Raw genomic sequence first — 15,983 nt, 5'->3', positions numbered from 1 at the left:
GAGATGGGGAGAGCCAAATGAAAACAACGATATTCAGCCAAATTTCTATTGATGGAAAGCTCACTATGGGCGCTGGTAATTCGAGTAAAGAGCTTTTTTCTTTATTTTCCAGTGAGGATATGGAATTTATTCATCTATTCCGGGGGAAGGTGCAGGGAATTATGGTCGGCAAAAATACAATTTTGACGGACAATCCCTTCCTTACTAATCGGTATGAGGAAAATAAAAATCCAATTCGTATCATTCCGACAACTACCTTGGATATTCCGCTAGATTGCAATGTACTCTCGGACCAAGGGAAGACGATTATTGTCACGACCGAGAAAGGACGGGATGAAGAAAAAATCAAACAGATCCGGCAAAGAGGGAAGGAGTGCCTTATCTGCGGCGAGGATAAAGTAGATTTTGTGGAGCTTGAACGTCAGTTGGAGGAGAACTATGGGATTACCAGTCTGATGGTCGAAGGCGGCGGATTCTTAAACTGGCATATTTTCAATCAGGATATCGTCGATGAGATTATTCTAATGCAGCTTCCAATCATCATAGGCGGCTCCACAAACATTACTTTAGTGGATGGAGACGGGTATCAGCAATTGAACTTTGCGAAAAAGTTCAAGGTTGTAGAAATTCAACCAAAAGATAACTACACGCTCATGCGCTACAAAAAGGTGATCTAACCTCACACTAAGTCATAGACTGCGAATGGCTATAAGTTCTGGAAAAATCGAGAATATGGGGGTTGTGAACGATACATGTCAGAGAAAGAAGATTTCTACAAAAGTGTTTATAAAATCGCTGTGCCCGTTACGCTTCAAAGCTTGCTGATGGCGTTGCTTAATTTGACGGATCAATTGATGGTTGGGCAGCTGGGAGATGTGGCAATTGCCTCGGTGGGGATGTCGACTAAAATATACGGGATCATCGCGGTTGTCTTGGCCGGTTTATCGACGGGTGTATCCATATATGCAGCCCAGTTTTGGGGAAATAAAGATTCCAAAAGCGTCTCTCAAGTACTGGGTCTCGGACTGATCACCGGCTTTGCGTTCTCGTTCCTGTTCTCTGCGGCTGTCTTTATCGACTCGCCGCTCTTTTTGAGCCTATTCACTACAGACGTGAATGTAATAGATGAGGGTTATATCTTTCTCCAGATAATGTCGATCGGTTTTGTACCTGTCATGCTCACGATGATGTATTCCGCGATTTTACGCAGTACTGGCCATGCCAAATGGCCGATGTATGTAAGTCTAATTGCAGTTGGCTTGAATATTATACTGAATTACGTACTTATTTACGGTCATTTCGGTGCTCCTGCGCTTGGTCTGAAGGGCGCTGCCATTGCTACTCTTATCTCTAGGGTCTTCGAATGCTTGTTGATCATTGGTGCCGTGTACCGGTATCGTTTACCGGGAGCTGTCGGGTTAAAGAACTTATTCATCGTTCCTAAACCGCTCATTCGCAAGTTTTTTGGAACGACCTATCCGCTGCTACTGACTGAATTGATTTGGGTATTGGGTGAAACGGCATATGCGGTCATTTATAGCCGTATGGGGACGATGGAAATGACTGCAATGACCATTACCTTCCCACTTCAGGGTCTTTGCATCGGTTTATTATCGGGTCTGGCTAGTGCAGCAGGGGTAATGGTTGGCAACCGTTTGGGTGCGAATGAATCTGATATCGCACTCGATCATGCGAAAAGGTTCATTCGCCTAGGCATCATTATCTCTCTGATTGTCGGGGTTATCATTGCGGCAGGCTCGAAGCTGTATGTCTCTGCGTTCAATATCTCCGAGGATGCTAAGCAAATGAGCATGTATATCGTTATCGTGTTTGCTGGATTTCTTTGGGTCAAAGTATCCAATATGATTATAGCCGGCGGTATTCTAAACAGCGGAGGAGACAGCAAGTTCGTATTCGGCATGGAGTCTACCGCAACGTGGCTGATAGGTGTCCCATCCGGGCTGTTGCTGTCATACATTTGGAAGCAACCTGTCTACCTTGTGTATCTCGTCATCTCGCTGGAGGAGGTTGTCCGCTTTGGCTTCGGCTACGCCCGGATTTACTCCCGTAAGTGGATGAGAAATTTAGTTAGTGATCTGGCTGAAAAAGCTATGTAATGTACGACCTGATTGGGTCGATGTGGAGTATTACCCCCCCTAAATTGGAGATCTCTTCACTTAACAATGAAAAAGGTACTGCCTCAAGGTAGTGCCTTTTTCATTGATTTTTAAATATCCAGTTGGGTGGTTTACGATCCATATAGTATTATTTCAATTCAATCTGTCCTTGTTCGGTTCCCCAGAACCCAGTTTGGACATTCAAAAGAAAGCCAGTCATATCTTCTGGGATTTCAAATACTACATTGCCTGTTTGAGCCAATCCAGGATTGATTCCTTCATATAAAAAATACTCTCCGGAAGTAGTAATCAACATGCCTTTTAGTAGTTTCTTGGTAAGTTTTTAATAGTATTAGAGTGCAGTGTTTGAATATTTCTCGGGAGCCGTAGATGAGAGAAAAATAAGCCGCACTCCATGAAAAGAGCGGCCTATTTCTTTTTACATTTACTTAGGTTACTTACGTCTTCTGAGATAGGCCCAGATCACAAATACCGCTGCTAGAGCAATAATGGCGCTAATGGTGATAGACCTTGTTAGGTGATTATTATCGTCCGGATAATACGCGGAAGCAATGGTTTCATAAATCTAAAATAGTCTATGGACTGTTCAACAAATTTTGTGAGTGCTGCGGAGATGATTTTATAGGATCAGCTCCGCAAGACGATAAATGCCCTGCTCAATCGCTGCCTCATCTACTTTTGCAAACCCTAATACCCATCCTTTTCTTTTGCTATCCAAACAATAGGGTCCAAGAGGGTACACACGTATTCCATGTTGTAGGGCTAACTTTGTCACAGCTTCTTCGTCGAATGTTTCCTCAGCTTCTAATAACATATGTAATCCAGTTTCTACTCCACTGAGCGTGAAGCGCTCCCCTAAACCGCTAGCCATAATAGCTTTTGCCATGACCTCGTGTCTTCGCCGGTACACGTTTCTGACTCTTCGCATATGGCGCATAAAATGACCATTTTTAATGAAGTGGGTTAGTGTTAGCTGATCCATAATCGGAAGATGACGGTAAGTCAGCTCCTGCACCTTCGCTAGCTGAGCAATTGCCTCGACTGATCCAACAATAGCCGAAATACGAATGCCTGGTGCAATCATTTTAGAGAAACTCATGAGATACAAAGTATTATTAGATGCCTGACTAAACAGCGTTGGCAGCGGCTCCCCACGATATCGAAATTCACTATCATAATCGTCTTCAATGATCCAAAATCGTTCTTGAACGGCCTTATGCAGCAATTGTTGCCGGCGGGGCTCCGACATAACGACCCCTACTGCGCACTGGTGGGAAGGGGTGGCAAAGACCAGTTTGGATTGCGGGTGAATATGCTCAACCACTAGACCATACTCATCAACAGGAACGGGTACCACATTCATACGGCGGTATTTCATTGCCATCCAAGCAGCTGGGAAACCTGGATCTTCTACTGAGACAGTGTCCCCATCAGCTAAAAGTGACTGTGCGATTAAGTCAATACTATGCTGAGCTCCTGAGGTCAACAGAATCTGATTGGTTTGGACATGTATGCCCCGTTCAAGTGATAAATAACGCTGTATTTGCTCACGTAATGGTGTGTACCCGTAGCAGTTACCGTAAGCCCAGCTTGATAAATCCATTTCAGCGGATGCCTGGAGCAGCGATTGCCGCCAGTTTTTTTGGAATTGTTCGTCCAAATAGGGTTCATGGGGACTGAAATCAATATCCACTTCTAGCGGCTCTTTACCTCTGAACCAGTCATGTAATTGATCAACAGCTGAGTCTAGCAAGGAGAGTGAAGGAGGTGTGGGGCCCTCTGTTTCTATTTCCTTCGTTGATATAGCGACTTGCTTCCATGTACTAACTCGCGTCCCTCCCCGGCGGGAGGTAACTGTATAACCCCGACTTAACAATTCCTCATAGACGATCTGTATAGTTGAGCGGGAGACACCTACGATGTGCGCAAGTTCGCGGGTAGGAATCAGTAGTTCTCCTGGTGCCCAGACTCCGCTAGTAATATTATGGATCGCTTGATCAAGCAATTGCTGCCAGATCGGTCTCTTATCATTACGAATTACTTTCATCATCGTACATACCTCCAAATAGAAACTCCAATCATAAAAAGCTGATTATGGATTGCTCTAAACAGCGAATTATGGATATTTTAATGCAATCCATTCATTGATATACTACCGTAACAACGCAGGTATCCGCAATTTAAATAAAAGGAGAGATTCGATATGAATTCGGTTCGTTACAAGACCAGGGAATGCCTAGATCAAGAGAAGATTGAAAGGTTCCTTCACCAAACGAGATTAGGTTATCTGGGGTTGGTTGATGGGAACCTCCCTTATGTTGTGCCACTTAATTATGTATGGACTGAAGGGAAACTGTATATTCATGGGGCTGGAGATGGAAGACGTAATCAGGTCATGCGTGATAATCCGGAGGTATGTTTTACGGTATGTGAGGAATATGGAACTATTACAGATCCGGTACCAGCCAAAACGGATACAGCTTATATGAGCGTAATGATTTTTGGACAAGCAGAACCAATTTCAGATTTGGATGAAGCCACACACGTACTTCAGGAATTGATCAATAAATACGTACCGGGTTATTATAATCGCCCCTTGTCCAAGCAGCATGTGGAAAAGTATAGATCGGCTGTATTTGGCGGTCCGGTTCAAGTTTATCGGGTAATTCCGTATCATATCACGGCAAAAGAAAGTCCTATTGAAGCAGAAAAAATGTATAAAAGGGGCATGGGTACTGGACGAGATGTTTAGCCGCAAGATACCATTACAAATGGTGTTATGCTAACGAGGTCTTTGGCAGCCTTTATGTCCTAATCATATGGGGAGAGGGAGGCTTTTTAGAGGTACTATCTATCAAAGTAGGCCGCAATCCAATGAAGGAGGGCGGCCTACTTATTTTTACATTTATTTAGGTTGTTTACGTCTTCTGAGATAGGCCCAGAACACAAATACCGCTACTAGAGCAATAATGGCGCTAATGGTGATAGACCTTGTTAGATGATTATTATCGTCCGCATAATATGCGGAAGCAATGGTTCCCGACCCATCCTGCTCGTCATCGGAAGAATCGTTCTGCATCGTTTGTAACACATCAATTAAATGCCCGGGTGCTTGAGGCTCCGAAATATTGCTTAGTCCTTTTGTTTCTGCTGATGAGGCTTGTTGTGGGGCGATGATTAGTTCCTGATTGTCTTTCTTGAAGGCAGCTATATATTCGTCCCGCTCACGGATAAGTGTAGGCTCACTCACTTCACCCTCAGCTTCTAGTGAATGAATAGCATAGGCCAAAGTATTAGGATTTCCTCCAAACTCAGTAACTTGATAGGACCCGTTTGAATCCTTTTGAATGATCATTTTAGATTTGGGTATTCCGCCCGATAAAATAAGAAACTCCCAGTTGTCTTGGGGTGTGACCGTTTCAATCAGACTATCGGAAGCCGCCCTAAGCTTAGCGCCATCAATAAAATGAATCTGCATTCCTTGACCTACGGTAATTTCACTAATCTCTGCTTCATTGTTGTAACCATACCCTTCAGGATCTTTAGATAGCCCTTCTTTAATCAATGTTAATCCTTCTGTATTTGCAAAAGAAACAACATCTTCAGTTACGGTCTGAGCCCATACAGGTGAGAAAAAAGTCAGAAATAAAACGAATGAAGTTACAGTTAACAGCAGCGTTTTCTTAATGGGAAGCCCTCCTTAAATATATTTGTTGAAGCCATGAAGTCCCCATCTCCAGGTTCTATCGTAGCTGGAGCCACCTTTAACGTTGGTGTATAACATGGAGGTTTTTGTGCCCCCACTCGGGTTCATGTGTTGAATCCAATCATTTCCACTATATGTGTCGTACCCATAGATAACTACTGCGTGCCCGCCACCGGTAGCACTATTCCATTTCCAGCTTACATATATAGGACTGCCAACATTATCAATCTGGTTTTTTACATCGCTGTAAGATAGTGCTCCTGTATGATTCCAACTGGAGACACCATAATCATGAATGCCTTCTTGAACAGTTCCATAAGATTCACTCTCGTCTGTTGTACAGCCGGAGGTTCCCTTCACATGATCATAAAAAGAACATTGGCTTACAGAGATTCCGTAATATTGAAGTATGGTAACGCTAGTCGCAGCCCAGCACCAATTATTCTTAGCTTGTGTAGCTGTAGGGTAGCCAATTAAATTAGTCGCATATGCTTGGGAAACAAAAGAAAAAAGAAAGACTGAAACAAAGGTTCCAACAAGCATCAATCTCTTTTTTAAAGATAATTTCATGAATGGAATCAGCTCCTTATTATGGATTAATATTCCTTTTAATAACACTATTAAAATACCATATATTAACTTATGTGTAAAGTTTAAATATTTTTTCGTTTTTATAATAGAGTCTACACATTTGATATGGAGAGGGGGATATTGATATGGATAAGGAAATATTGATGCTCGTAGGAATACGTGCTCCAATGATCCAAAGCAAGCCATTCATAACAAAAGCCACTCCGCTAAGGAATGGCTTTTCTTCATTTACTCTGTAATTACTAGTTACAACTGAGGTTCTTCCTTGCTAACTAGGTTTGCTTTCTTTTCAATCATGAGCTTGTTTTTCGTGGGCATAAATAAGGTTATAACAAATGCGGCAATGGATAAAATCATCATGAAGTAGTAGGCGTCACTTGCCCCAAGAATTGATGTAAGGGATTTAAGAATCTCAGGAGTAGTGGAGGGATTGTTCAGCATCACTGTAGTTGCATGACTTGTTGCCTGCACTGTATAAATTGTAATTACGACAGCAGTACCAATGGCCCCGGCAATTTGGCGAACGGTATTGTTCACAGCTGTACCATGAGTGCCAAGTTGTTTGGGCAACGCATTTAGCCCGGCTGTATTGAGTGGCATAGTAATGAAGCTTAATCCAATTCGCAGGCCAATGGTACGAATCATTAGATACGTATACGTAGTTGATTCAGATAAATCTGTTACCGCCCACATAGATGGAATAATAAACAATAGACCAATGATGAACAGCGGCTTCGCACCGAAACGGTCGTATAGTTTACCGGTGACGGGTGACATGAACGCATTTACGAGTGCGCCCGGCAACAATAGTAGTCCTGCATCAAATGCTGTAAACCCGCGGCCATTCTGCAGATAAATAGGCAATAAGATCATATCTGCGTACATCATCATCGTGATTAATACGTTAATAAGAGACGTCATCGTAAACACTTTATTTTTGAAGACCGACAGGTTTAGCAGCGGATCATCCGATTTGATTTGTCGAAGACAGAATACGGCTGTTACCACGACCCCAATCCCTAAGGTCAGGATCACGATTACATCATCCCAGCCTTTACTGCCTGCACTACTGAAGCCGTATAAAATTAAGCCAAATCCGACGGTTGATAAAAGAACACTTATGACATCAAGCTTCGACTTAGACGTCTCAGATACATTCACTAAATACTTGAGTGCCAACGCTATAACAATGAGGACAAGTGGAATAAGCCCGATAAATAACCAGCGCCAAGAGTGGTATTCGACAACAAATCCCGCCAGTGTTGGCCCAATAGCCGGAGCGAATATCATCGCCAGTCCAAGCAGTCCCATAGCGCTGCCACGTTTTTCAACGGGGAAGATCGCCAGCACAACACTCATCATGAGCGGCATTATAATGCCAGCACCGGCAGCTTGGATCATTCGTCCGATTAAGAGTAGACTAAAGCTCGGCGCTGCTGCACAAATTATAGAACCGATTAATAAAAATGACATGGCACTTATAAATAATTGCCGTGTTGTAAAACGTTTCATTAAATAGGCCGTAATCGGAATCAAAATCCCGTTGATCAGCATAAATCCTGTTGAAATCCATTGTACGGTTGTTGCCGTGACATCAAATACATCCATCAGACTACTTAAGGCGACATTTAAAAGCGTCTGATTGAGTGTGGATAAGAAACAACCAAAGATTAAGATGGTTAGTAAGATCCCTTTATTTATTTTCTTAGTGTCTTCTTGCATGTTGCAGTCCTCTCTTCATTGCTTTTTCGACATAGTGTCAATAAAATAAATCATATCAGGATTTAAAAAGTATTCCTATTTGCAATTTTATTGAAAATGTCGACTAATCGACAGAATAGGTAAATTAGTTGATGAAATGCCATTTAAACGATAATAGAGGGATGAAATGACTGAACATAAAAGAGTTGACCCACGAGCTATTCGCTCAAAAAAGATGCTTAAGAACGCTGTTTTTTCATTATTGGCCGACAATGTGGAGATTTCGCAATTGACCGTCCAAAAAATCGCCAACCGCGCGGAACTAAATCGTGCAACGTTTTATTTGCATTATGAGGATATTAACGATTTATTGCGCCAGATCGTACATGAAATCTTCGATGACCTGTCCATGAAGGTTGAACCGCTATTACAAATGAAGAGCAACAACGAACAGGAGCAGCTGGTCACCTTTTTAAATTATTTTTTTGAATACCGGAAAGTTTTTGCTGTATTGATTGAGCATAAAGGCTTCAAAAAACACTTGACCAACCTGTTAAAAAGTACTGTCGAAAAACGAAGAAACGCGAGGAACATTGACCTTACTAAGGAGGTAGTCTCCGTTGATATTATTGCAGCCTCACTACTGGGGATTATTATGTGGTGGATTAAGGATGGCAACCAATATAGCGCTGAATACATAGCGGGGCAAATTACCTTGATGTATAAAAGAAGGTATTTATAAGGGCTTTTATGATATATTCAAGTAAAGTTTGAGTCCCTAGCCAATAATCTAAAAAGGAAGTGCGAACAATGGATTTAGAAACGGTCATGCAAGAGCTTGAAGCTCTCGGCAAGGAACGCACCAAGAAAATATATCTATCCAATGGCGCGCACGAACCGCTTTTTGGTGTGGCCACAGGCCAGATGAAGCCCATCTTCAGAAAAATAAAACATAATCAACCCTTGGCCGAGCAGCTTTATGCTACGGGAAATTACGACGCTATGTATTTTGCCGGGGTGATCGCGGAGCCTAAAGCAATGACCGAGTCGGATTTTGAGCGGTGGATTGCTGGGGCTTATTTCTATATGCTATCGGACTTTGTGGTGGCAGTAACGTTGGCGGAGACGGATATTGCGCAAGAGGTTTCTGATAAATGGATTGCAAGTGAGATAGAGCTGAAAATGTCGGCGGGCTGGAACTGTTACTGCTGGCTGCTCGGAAATCGCCCGGACAGTGAATTTTCCGCAGAAAAATTGGCCGCTATGTTGGAGCTTGCAAAAAACACGATTCATGATGCTCCTGAGCGAACGAAATACGCAATGAACAATTTCATCTACACTGTGGGCGTATCCTATCTGCCGCTTCATGATAAAGCGGTTGAGATTGCAAAGGAAGTTGGCCCGGTGGAAGTCCATACCGGTAGTGCAAAAAGCAAGATTTTGAATGCTTCAATTAATATTCAAAAGGCAGTTGATAAATCGCAGCTCGGCTTCAAACGAAAACATGTAAGGTGTTAGTCAATCATGGAGTGCTAAGGAGCGCCTATTGAAGGTTGTGCCTGCAGACAGAAGAATTGGCAGCTTGGCTAACAAGCCCTTAATTGAGTGCAATAAAAGTTAATGGAACAATAATAAAGCGGTAATTAATGTTATTGACAAAATATTTGACAATGATTAGTATTGAAAAATATTAAAAATGAAGTTAGCGGCATAACAATTAAATAATTCGCAAGCTATGATTGCTATGGATCACACTATAGCAGGAGCAGCTTCTGGAGAGACCGTGGGGGATTCCCCCGGCGCCGAAGGGTTCACAATCTCAGGCAAAAGGACAGAAGAGTACTAGATAATTCATTTGTTATTCTGATCATCGTCAGAATAAAGGAATGTATTTTATTTATTATTCTTAGACCTAAGAGATTGGAGCGTATCCAATCTCTTTTTTGTTATCATTTTTACTTGTACATTTTTTCACATAAGGGGGAGTTTGAAATGGCAGTACAAGAATTAAAGAGAGATTTAGAGAATCGGCATGTTCAGCTCATTGCGATTGGTGGAACCATCGGTACCGGATTATTTTTAGGATCAGGTAAAGCTATACAGCTGGCAGGACCATCCATCATTTTTGCTTATTTAATTGTGGGTATCGCTATTTTTTTTGTGATGAGGGCATTAGGAGAACTTCTGTTGTCTAAAGCAGGTTATCAATCTTTTACAGACATTGCCGAAGACTATCTTGGACCGCGGGCGGCGTTTGTAACCGGATGGACCTATTGGTTTTGTTGGATCATGACGGCTATGGCCGATATTATAGCTGTTGGGGTCTATGTACAATATTGGTTTGATATCCCGCAATGGATACCCGCAGTCATTTGTTTAATTATTTTATTAGGACTCAATTTATTAACGGTAAAAAGCTTTGGCGAATTGGAATTTTGGTTTGCTTTAATTAAGGTAATCACTATTCTCGCATTGATTGCTATCGGGGTAGTCTTACTGGTGATTGGATTCAAAACAACTACCGGAACCGTTGCGCTCAGTAATATTTGGGCACATGGGGGAGTATTTCCAAACGGCATTTCAGGGTTCCTACTTTCATTTCAAATGGTTGTGTTTGCTTTTGTGGGTGTGGAATTGGTGGGCGTATCGGCAGCAGAGACCTCCAATCCAGAAAAAACTATCCCATCGGCGATTAATAAAATACCTTTACGAATTCTATTTTTCTACGTGGGTGCTATTATTGCCTTATTATGCATCAACGCTTGGACAGAACTAAACCCGGCAGAAAGTCCTTTTGTTAAAACATTTAGTTTAGTGGGGATTCCGATTGCCGCGGGGGTTATTAACTTCGTTGTATTAACTTCAGCTGCGTCCGCTTGTAATAGCGGGATGTTCTCAACAAGCCGGATTCTATACAATCTAAGCAGAAATGACCAGGCTCCAGCCAACTTTGCAAAGCTTAATAAAAATCATGTACCAAGTAATGCTTTATTCATATCCACGCTTGTCTTATCTGTAGGCGCTTTGTTGAGTAAGCTGATTCCGGAGACGGCTTTTGGCATCGTGACAACAATTAGTGCCATTTGTTTCATCTGGGTTTGGGGCGTCGTTCTAATTTGCCATTTGCGATATAAAAAGACGAAGCCGGAATTGCAGGCCAAATCAAAATTCAAAGCACCGTTTACACCCTTTGTGAATTATGTTGTTCTAGCTTTGTTTGCAATCATACTCATAATTATGCTATTTGCTGATGAAACTCGTCCGGCCTTATTGTTGACGCCTTTATGGTTTATATTATTATTTGTTTTGTATTCGATAAATAGAAGAAAGAGGGAAAGAGATAATAAAATAATCAGGACCGAAACACCTCTCTAGTTTATGAGGAAAGCTTTAACCGGCGCAGAAGCCGTGGTTATATTCAACCGCGACTGGGCAGGGAGCCCTTGCCGGTTTCAAGCGTTCCTACATGGACGTTTGCTTAAAGAATATGCAAAGTTAAACAGAAAACCGGAAGATACTGTTAAAATGGTATCTCCCGGTTTTTTAGTTTTTTACAAACTATAATATCATCGAGTTTACAGTTTTTTTCAGTTATTGTTTATTACTATTTCAGCTGATATAATTCTTATTTCGACAATCAATTTAAAAGTGGTGAATTCATGAGAGAGTTCTACAGTCGGGTGAATCGAAAAACCTATTACATATTAATGTTAATGATCATCGTTCTTATGATGTCTGGATTAATACTATCTACTCTAGAGTTAGATGGAATTGATTTTGGTTATATCATTCATTTTTTATGTGTGACGTTTCTAACGGTTTGTTTATGGATTTACCCTAAGCATGAGACACATACTTTTAGAAAGATTATCATTCTATTTGGATTTGCGTATTTTTATACGCTATTCTTTTTATATCCTCAAACTTGGACTACCTATATCCTCATTTGTCTTATTCCTGCACTCTCTATTCTATTTTTTGATTTAAAATTGTTCTATTTTTCCTTCATTATAAATGGAATACTGATGGTAATTACATTTGGCTATATCCTCTTGATTGATAGAGGGGATCTATATACATATTTACATTATGATATTCTAGGGAATTTCATTAATATAATAGCGGTTCAAGTGTTATTATTTTTCATTTTTCAAATATCATTTAAACGGATGAAAAAACAGCAGCTTTATTATGAACAATTACAGCAATCTGAGCGCTTAAAGATGGTTGGACAATTGACAGCTGCCGTTGCGCATGAAATTAGAAATCCAGTGACAGTGGTTAGAGGTTTTTTACAGTTTTTTGATGAGGATCCTTCATTTGATGATCCTATGAAAAGAAAATTTAAATTAATGATTGATGAATTGAACACAGTAGAACAGATTATCTCGCAATTTCTAACCCTTTCAAAGCCAAATGGAGAACAAAAACTAGAAAAAGTAGATGTGAAGGATGTTATTGAGAGTGTCACAGGATTGCTCCATTCCTACGCAATGTTATCTGATAATCAAATTGTTACCTATGTAGAAGAAGACTGCAAGATCTCTATTAATAAAATTGAATTTAAGCAGCTGCTTATTAATATAATAAAAAATGCTTTAGAGGCTTCGGATGTTGGTAAATCTGTCTCTATTATGGCGAATAGGAACAATAATTTTATTGAGATAACAATCATCGATGAAGGAAGCGGGATGTCGGAAGCTGAGGTTAAGTCGCTAGGGACTCCTTTTTATTCATTAAAAAGTAATGGAACAGGTTTAGGATTAATGATTTGCTTTAATATCGTAGAAAAGTACGGCGGCGAAATTTATTATAGTAGTTCTGTAGGTAAGGGGACAACAGCTACTATCCGCTTTTTAGCTATAAATGACCAGTAAAACGGAACATTCTTTCCGTTGAAAGAAGGGGATTACCTCAAGCCTTCGGCCGGAGAGGTAATCCCCTTTTCCTAGATAAATATGTTTATGTTTGCTGCGCTAACGATTATTTTAGAGGGATTTTGATCTCCAGTTGCTTGTTATAATTTTTAACTACATTGCCTTTGGCATCTACTTTATAAGCCCCGGTGTTGCCTTTTTCAAATACGGCTTGATACGGTCTGATAATCAGATATTCTGCCGCTGAGCTAGGTGCTTCGAACAATAAATCTTCAGAAACCGTATTTTGAGTTGCTGCAACAGAATCCCTTGCAATAAATTCTAATTCATTTCCCAGATTATCATAAATGTCATATCCTAAAGCCTGTGCTTGGGTGGCAACCCCTTTAACCGCTAAAGCGATACGCACAGAAGTCTCTCCCGCAGCAACACGGGTGGTTTTGATTTCAAATTGGTTGTCTTTCTTTATAGCAGGCAGCTGAATGTTATGCACTAATCCTGCTTGCTTGAGAGAAAATTTAAGTACATACGGGTCTTCGATTCCGTTAAGTTTCACATGGATACTCAATTCAGAGGAAGCCAGGTTTGCCTTTTGTTGCTCAGTTAACCATCCGGTCTGCAATACAACAACCGCCTTGTTGGCATCACCGTCACTGATCCAGCGTGGTGTTTTTAAATCAATGCCTCCTGGTTGAGTGAGCTTAGCGTCTATTCCCACAATAGTACCTTCTGCAAGATAGGGCTCACCTTTATCATTTAAAGTTACTCCTGCGAGCATTCCTGAAAATAGCGATCCCTCACGGCTCAGGTCGATCTTAATATAGTTACCATCAAACTGCGCATTGCCCTTTAAAGTAAGCTGATCGTGTGAATCGGCCACTTTTGTTGTATTCAGGGAAGCTTCAACAGCGGGTTGGGCACTGGATGCTTGGGTTAAAGCTGGCATTCCCAACGCTCCTAGGCATACAGCAGCACTTAAAATTACAGACATCTTCTTAGTCATTTTTTTCATGATATTATCAAGCTCCTTAATTTTTATTTAACTAGCACGTTTATCTCTAGACCGTCAATATAATGCTTCACTGGGTTTCCAGAACTGTCTGTTTTAAATGCTCCATTCTTACTTTGTGGGTTCTCAAACTCATAAAGATAGCCACGGATTGTGAGCATATTAGGGTGTTTCTCAAATGGCTCAGTAAGCAAATCGACATTAAGTGACCTATTGGAAGTCGAGAGGACTTTCTGTGAAATATCTTTCAGCACCTGTCCTTGTTGATCCTTTACTTCAAAGCCCACTAAACTCAATGCTGCATGATCTTCGTCTGTATCCTGTTCCAGCATGAGCGACAGGCGTGTCGTTAATGGACTATATTCCAGCTTTTTCAGGATCAAACTCCATCCTCCAACTTGTGCGCGTATATCAGGTGTGGAAATTTTATTAATCGTAGCCTTCCGCGCAGGAATTTGGAGAACAAACGGTTCATCCATACCGTTTAAGCCAAGGGTTACAGTCAATACAAATCGATCAGGAAAAGGTTTGTTGGAGATTCCGGAATTCGAGGAATCCACTAGTCTAAAAATAGCTGTGTTGCTTTCCGCACCTTCTATCCAGCTTAGAAACGGCATAGCTTTCCAGAGACCATCAGAAAATTGCTCCAGGGAAGCGCCGTCGATCAATACTTCTGCAGAGGTTATTGCACCTTTCGCTAAAAAAGGCTTCCCATCCGCTCCAATCGTTACTCCGGCTAGCTTACCTTCCAGTTCTTCTCCCTCACGCTTCACCGAGAATGCCAACCGGCTGCCATCAAATACAGCCTCTTCGGCAGACAAGGTGATCCCTTCATGCGTATCACTACTGTTTAGACGGGAAGTCAGTCCCAGACGCTGGGCCGCTTGTAACCCTATATCATCTGCCCGTTCAAAAATACCGCCTATCAAGGGAAGCTGCTTGAGCGCATTGGCCAACGTAGGCGGATAGATAGCCGTTAGCATAACACTTAACAATATCGCCGCAGTCACAGCAGCTGTGATTTTTGGATATATCCGCTTTTTCTTTTCCTTTTCCACAGGATCCTGGACAATGGTGGCCAGCGATGCATAAATCGAATCCTGCCGTGATCGTAGTAAAGGAGGAAGCTCCTGTATATTAGCTTTCCCTAGCTCCCTGATCTGCTTTTCTAAATTGTTATTATTCATTAGCAAGACCCTCCTCCCGCACAGGATGTATCTGTTTGGACAACAATCTCCGTGCGCGATGAAGTCGTGCCCTGACCGCTCCCTCGGAGATGTCGAGCACATCTGCAATCTGCTTAATGGATAAATCGTCATAATAAAAAAGCACGATAGCAAGCCGCAGGGATTCGTCCAACTGATTAATGAAGCTTTGCAGGTCTACGTTGCCTGAATCTTCAAAATGCACATAGGAAACGACCGGTTCCTCGGGAATTTCCGCCACAGCTATAGTTCGTTCTCGCATACGAAGTAACTGATTGCATTCATTAATCAGGATGCGTATAACCCAGGTTTTAAAAAACTTAGGCTGTTTAAGGTTGGCCAACCCTTTATACACCTTCAGTGTTGTTTCCTGAAGAGCATCCGCGCAATCTTCATCTTTTAGCAGAATGGTTTTGGCTAATCTGTACAACTGGGATTCCAGTTGCCTGAAAAGACGGGTAAACGCCTCGTGGTCGCCTTTCTGCGCTTTTTTGATATCCAGTTCGTTTTCCAGCAAATGATTTTTCCTCCTTGAGGGCCCTCTGTATAATTAGATGGAGAAGACATCCAAAAAGTTATATTTAGGATAAAATTCATTCTCCTACACAAATCACTTACCTCGGTAGTAGTATAAAATCCATGCAATTCATTGTTTTTGGCAAAGATGGAGAGGTTAATAGAAAGGGGGGGACTTCAAGTGGATAAACTGAAATAAATTCAGGAATTACCACCTTATCAGAAGAGAAGTAGTGGGGT

At 41.5% G+C, this 15,983-nt stretch carries 15 protein-coding genes and 1 riboswitch; of the genes, 7 read left to right on the top strand and 8 right to left on the bottom strand.

What is annotated here, in order from left to right; genetic code table 11:
- Window positions 1-17: 17 nt before the first annotated feature.
- Together MHB56_RS14050 and MHB56_RS14045 are read left to right on the top strand one after the other, a co-directional pair.
- Window positions 18-677 carry a dihydrofolate reductase family protein gene (locus MHB56_RS14050; RefSeq protein ID WP_036682374.1) on the top strand — a complete coding sequence of 220 codons (660 nt, stop codon included), beginning with the start codon at window positions 18-20 and terminating at the stop codon, window positions 675-677.
- Between the two features lie 75 nt (window positions 678-752).
- Window positions 753-2,117 carry an MATE family efflux transporter gene (locus tag MHB56_RS14045; protein WP_076132870.1) on the top strand — a complete coding sequence of 455 codons (1,365 nt, stop codon included), beginning with the start codon at window positions 753-755 and terminating at the stop codon, window positions 2,115-2,117.
- 148 nt (window positions 2,118-2,265) lie between these two features.
- Here MHB56_RS14045 and MHB56_RS29860 read toward each other — a convergent pair whose 3' ends face one another.
- Together MHB56_RS29860 and pdxR are read right to left on the bottom strand one after the other, a co-directional pair.
- Window positions 2,266-2,433 (bottom strand): DUF4352 domain-containing protein, encoded by a 168-nt coding sequence (locus MHB56_RS29860; protein ID WP_143766398.1) that lies wholly within the window; start codon window positions 2,431-2,433, stop codon window positions 2,266-2,268.
- Window positions 2,434-2,757: 324 nt separating this feature from the next.
- The gene (gene pdxR, locus MHB56_RS14040) at window positions 2,758-4,188 is read right to left on the bottom strand and encodes a MocR-like pyridoxine biosynthesis transcription factor PdxR (protein ID WP_076301534.1); all 1,431 of its coding nucleotides are present in this window, start codon (window positions 4,186-4,188) and stop codon (window positions 2,758-2,760) included.
- Window positions 4,189-4,341: 153 nt separating this feature from the next.
- On the opposite strand from pdxR, the gene MHB56_RS14035 reads away from it, so the two are divergent.
- Window positions 4,342-4,890, top strand: a complete 549-nt coding sequence (locus MHB56_RS14035; RefSeq protein WP_036682364.1) for a pyridoxamine 5'-phosphate oxidase family protein — start codon at window positions 4,342-4,344, stop codon at window positions 4,888-4,890.
- A 153-nt stretch (window positions 4,891-5,043) separates the two neighbouring features.
- Here MHB56_RS14035 and MHB56_RS14030 read toward each other — a convergent pair whose 3' ends face one another.
- The 3 genes from MHB56_RS14030 to MHB56_RS14020 all read right to left on the bottom strand — a co-directional run bounded on the left by MHB56_RS14030 (window position 5,044) and on the right by MHB56_RS14020 (window position 8,157).
- A complete protein-coding gene (locus tag MHB56_RS14030; RefSeq protein ID WP_076124251.1) occupies window positions 5,044-5,703 on the bottom strand; it encodes a hypothetical protein in 660 nt (219 codons plus the stop codon).
- A gap of 135 nt (window positions 5,704-5,838) precedes the next feature.
- Entirely contained in the window at window positions 5,839-6,414 is a 576-nt protein-coding gene (locus MHB56_RS14025; protein ID WP_076124249.1) for a C39 family peptidase, read from the bottom strand.
- A gap of 267 nt (window positions 6,415-6,681) precedes the next feature.
- Window positions 6,682-8,157, bottom strand: a complete 1,476-nt coding sequence (locus MHB56_RS14020; protein ID WP_076303518.1) for a DHA2 family efflux MFS transporter permease subunit — start codon at window positions 8,155-8,157, stop codon at window positions 6,682-6,684.
- 166 nt (window positions 8,158-8,323) lie between these two features.
- Between MHB56_RS14020 and MHB56_RS14015 the strand changes: the two genes are divergently transcribed.
- The 4 genes from MHB56_RS14015 (at window position 8,324) to MHB56_RS14000 (ending at window position 13,013) form a co-directional block, all read left to right on the top strand.
- Window positions 8,324-8,878 (top strand): TetR/AcrR family transcriptional regulator, encoded by a 555-nt coding sequence (locus MHB56_RS14015; protein ID WP_076124245.1) that lies wholly within the window; start codon window positions 8,324-8,326, stop codon window positions 8,876-8,878.
- A 68-nt stretch (window positions 8,879-8,946) separates the two neighbouring features.
- Window positions 8,947-9,654, top strand: coding sequence for a DNA alkylation repair protein (locus MHB56_RS14010; RefSeq protein WP_038573880.1), 708 nt, complete (start codon window positions 8,947-8,949; stop codon window positions 9,652-9,654).
- A 244-nt stretch (window positions 9,655-9,898) separates the two neighbouring features.
- A riboswitch (glycine riboswitch) is annotated at window positions 9,899-9,981 on the top strand.
- Window positions 9,982-10,128: 147 nt separating this feature from the next.
- A complete protein-coding gene (locus MHB56_RS14005; RefSeq protein ID WP_248548896.1) occupies window positions 10,129-11,511 on the top strand; it encodes an amino acid permease in 1,383 nt (460 codons plus the stop codon).
- Between the two features lie 284 nt (window positions 11,512-11,795).
- Window positions 11,796-13,013, top strand: a complete 1,218-nt coding sequence (locus MHB56_RS14000) for a HAMP domain-containing sensor histidine kinase (protein WP_339245511.1) — start codon at window positions 11,796-11,798, stop codon at window positions 13,011-13,013.
- A gap of 106 nt (window positions 13,014-13,119) precedes the next feature.
- On the opposite strand, the gene MHB56_RS13995 is transcribed toward MHB56_RS14000, so the two are convergent.
- The 3 genes from MHB56_RS13995 to MHB56_RS13985 are packed head-to-tail and all read right to left on the bottom strand — an operon-like array spanning window position 13,120 to window position 15,744.
- The gene (locus MHB56_RS13995) at window positions 13,120-14,025 is read right to left on the bottom strand and encodes a DUF5643 domain-containing protein (protein WP_341143682.1); all 906 of its coding nucleotides are present in this window, start codon (window positions 14,023-14,025) and stop codon (window positions 13,120-13,122) included.
- A 23-nt stretch (window positions 14,026-14,048) separates the two neighbouring features.
- Window positions 14,049-15,209, bottom strand: coding sequence for a DUF4179 domain-containing protein (locus MHB56_RS13990; protein ID WP_076301529.1), 1,161 nt, complete (start codon window positions 15,207-15,209; stop codon window positions 14,049-14,051).
- Window positions 15,202-15,744, bottom strand: a complete 543-nt coding sequence (locus tag MHB56_RS13985; protein WP_232061486.1) for a sigma-70 family RNA polymerase sigma factor — start codon at window positions 15,742-15,744, stop codon at window positions 15,202-15,204. The genes MHB56_RS13990 and MHB56_RS13985 overlap by 8 nt, the downstream gene beginning before the upstream one ends.
- Window positions 15,745-15,983: the final 239 nt, after the last annotated feature.

The organism is Paenibacillus sp. FSL H8-0315 (assembly GCF_038005365.1).
Taxonomy (GTDB): domain Bacteria; phylum Bacillota; class Bacilli; order Paenibacillales; family Paenibacillaceae; genus Paenibacillus_AQ; species Paenibacillus_AQ odorifer.
The sequence above is the reverse complement of the archived record's forward strand: the minus strand, read 5'-3'. Positions and strand labels throughout refer to the sequence as shown.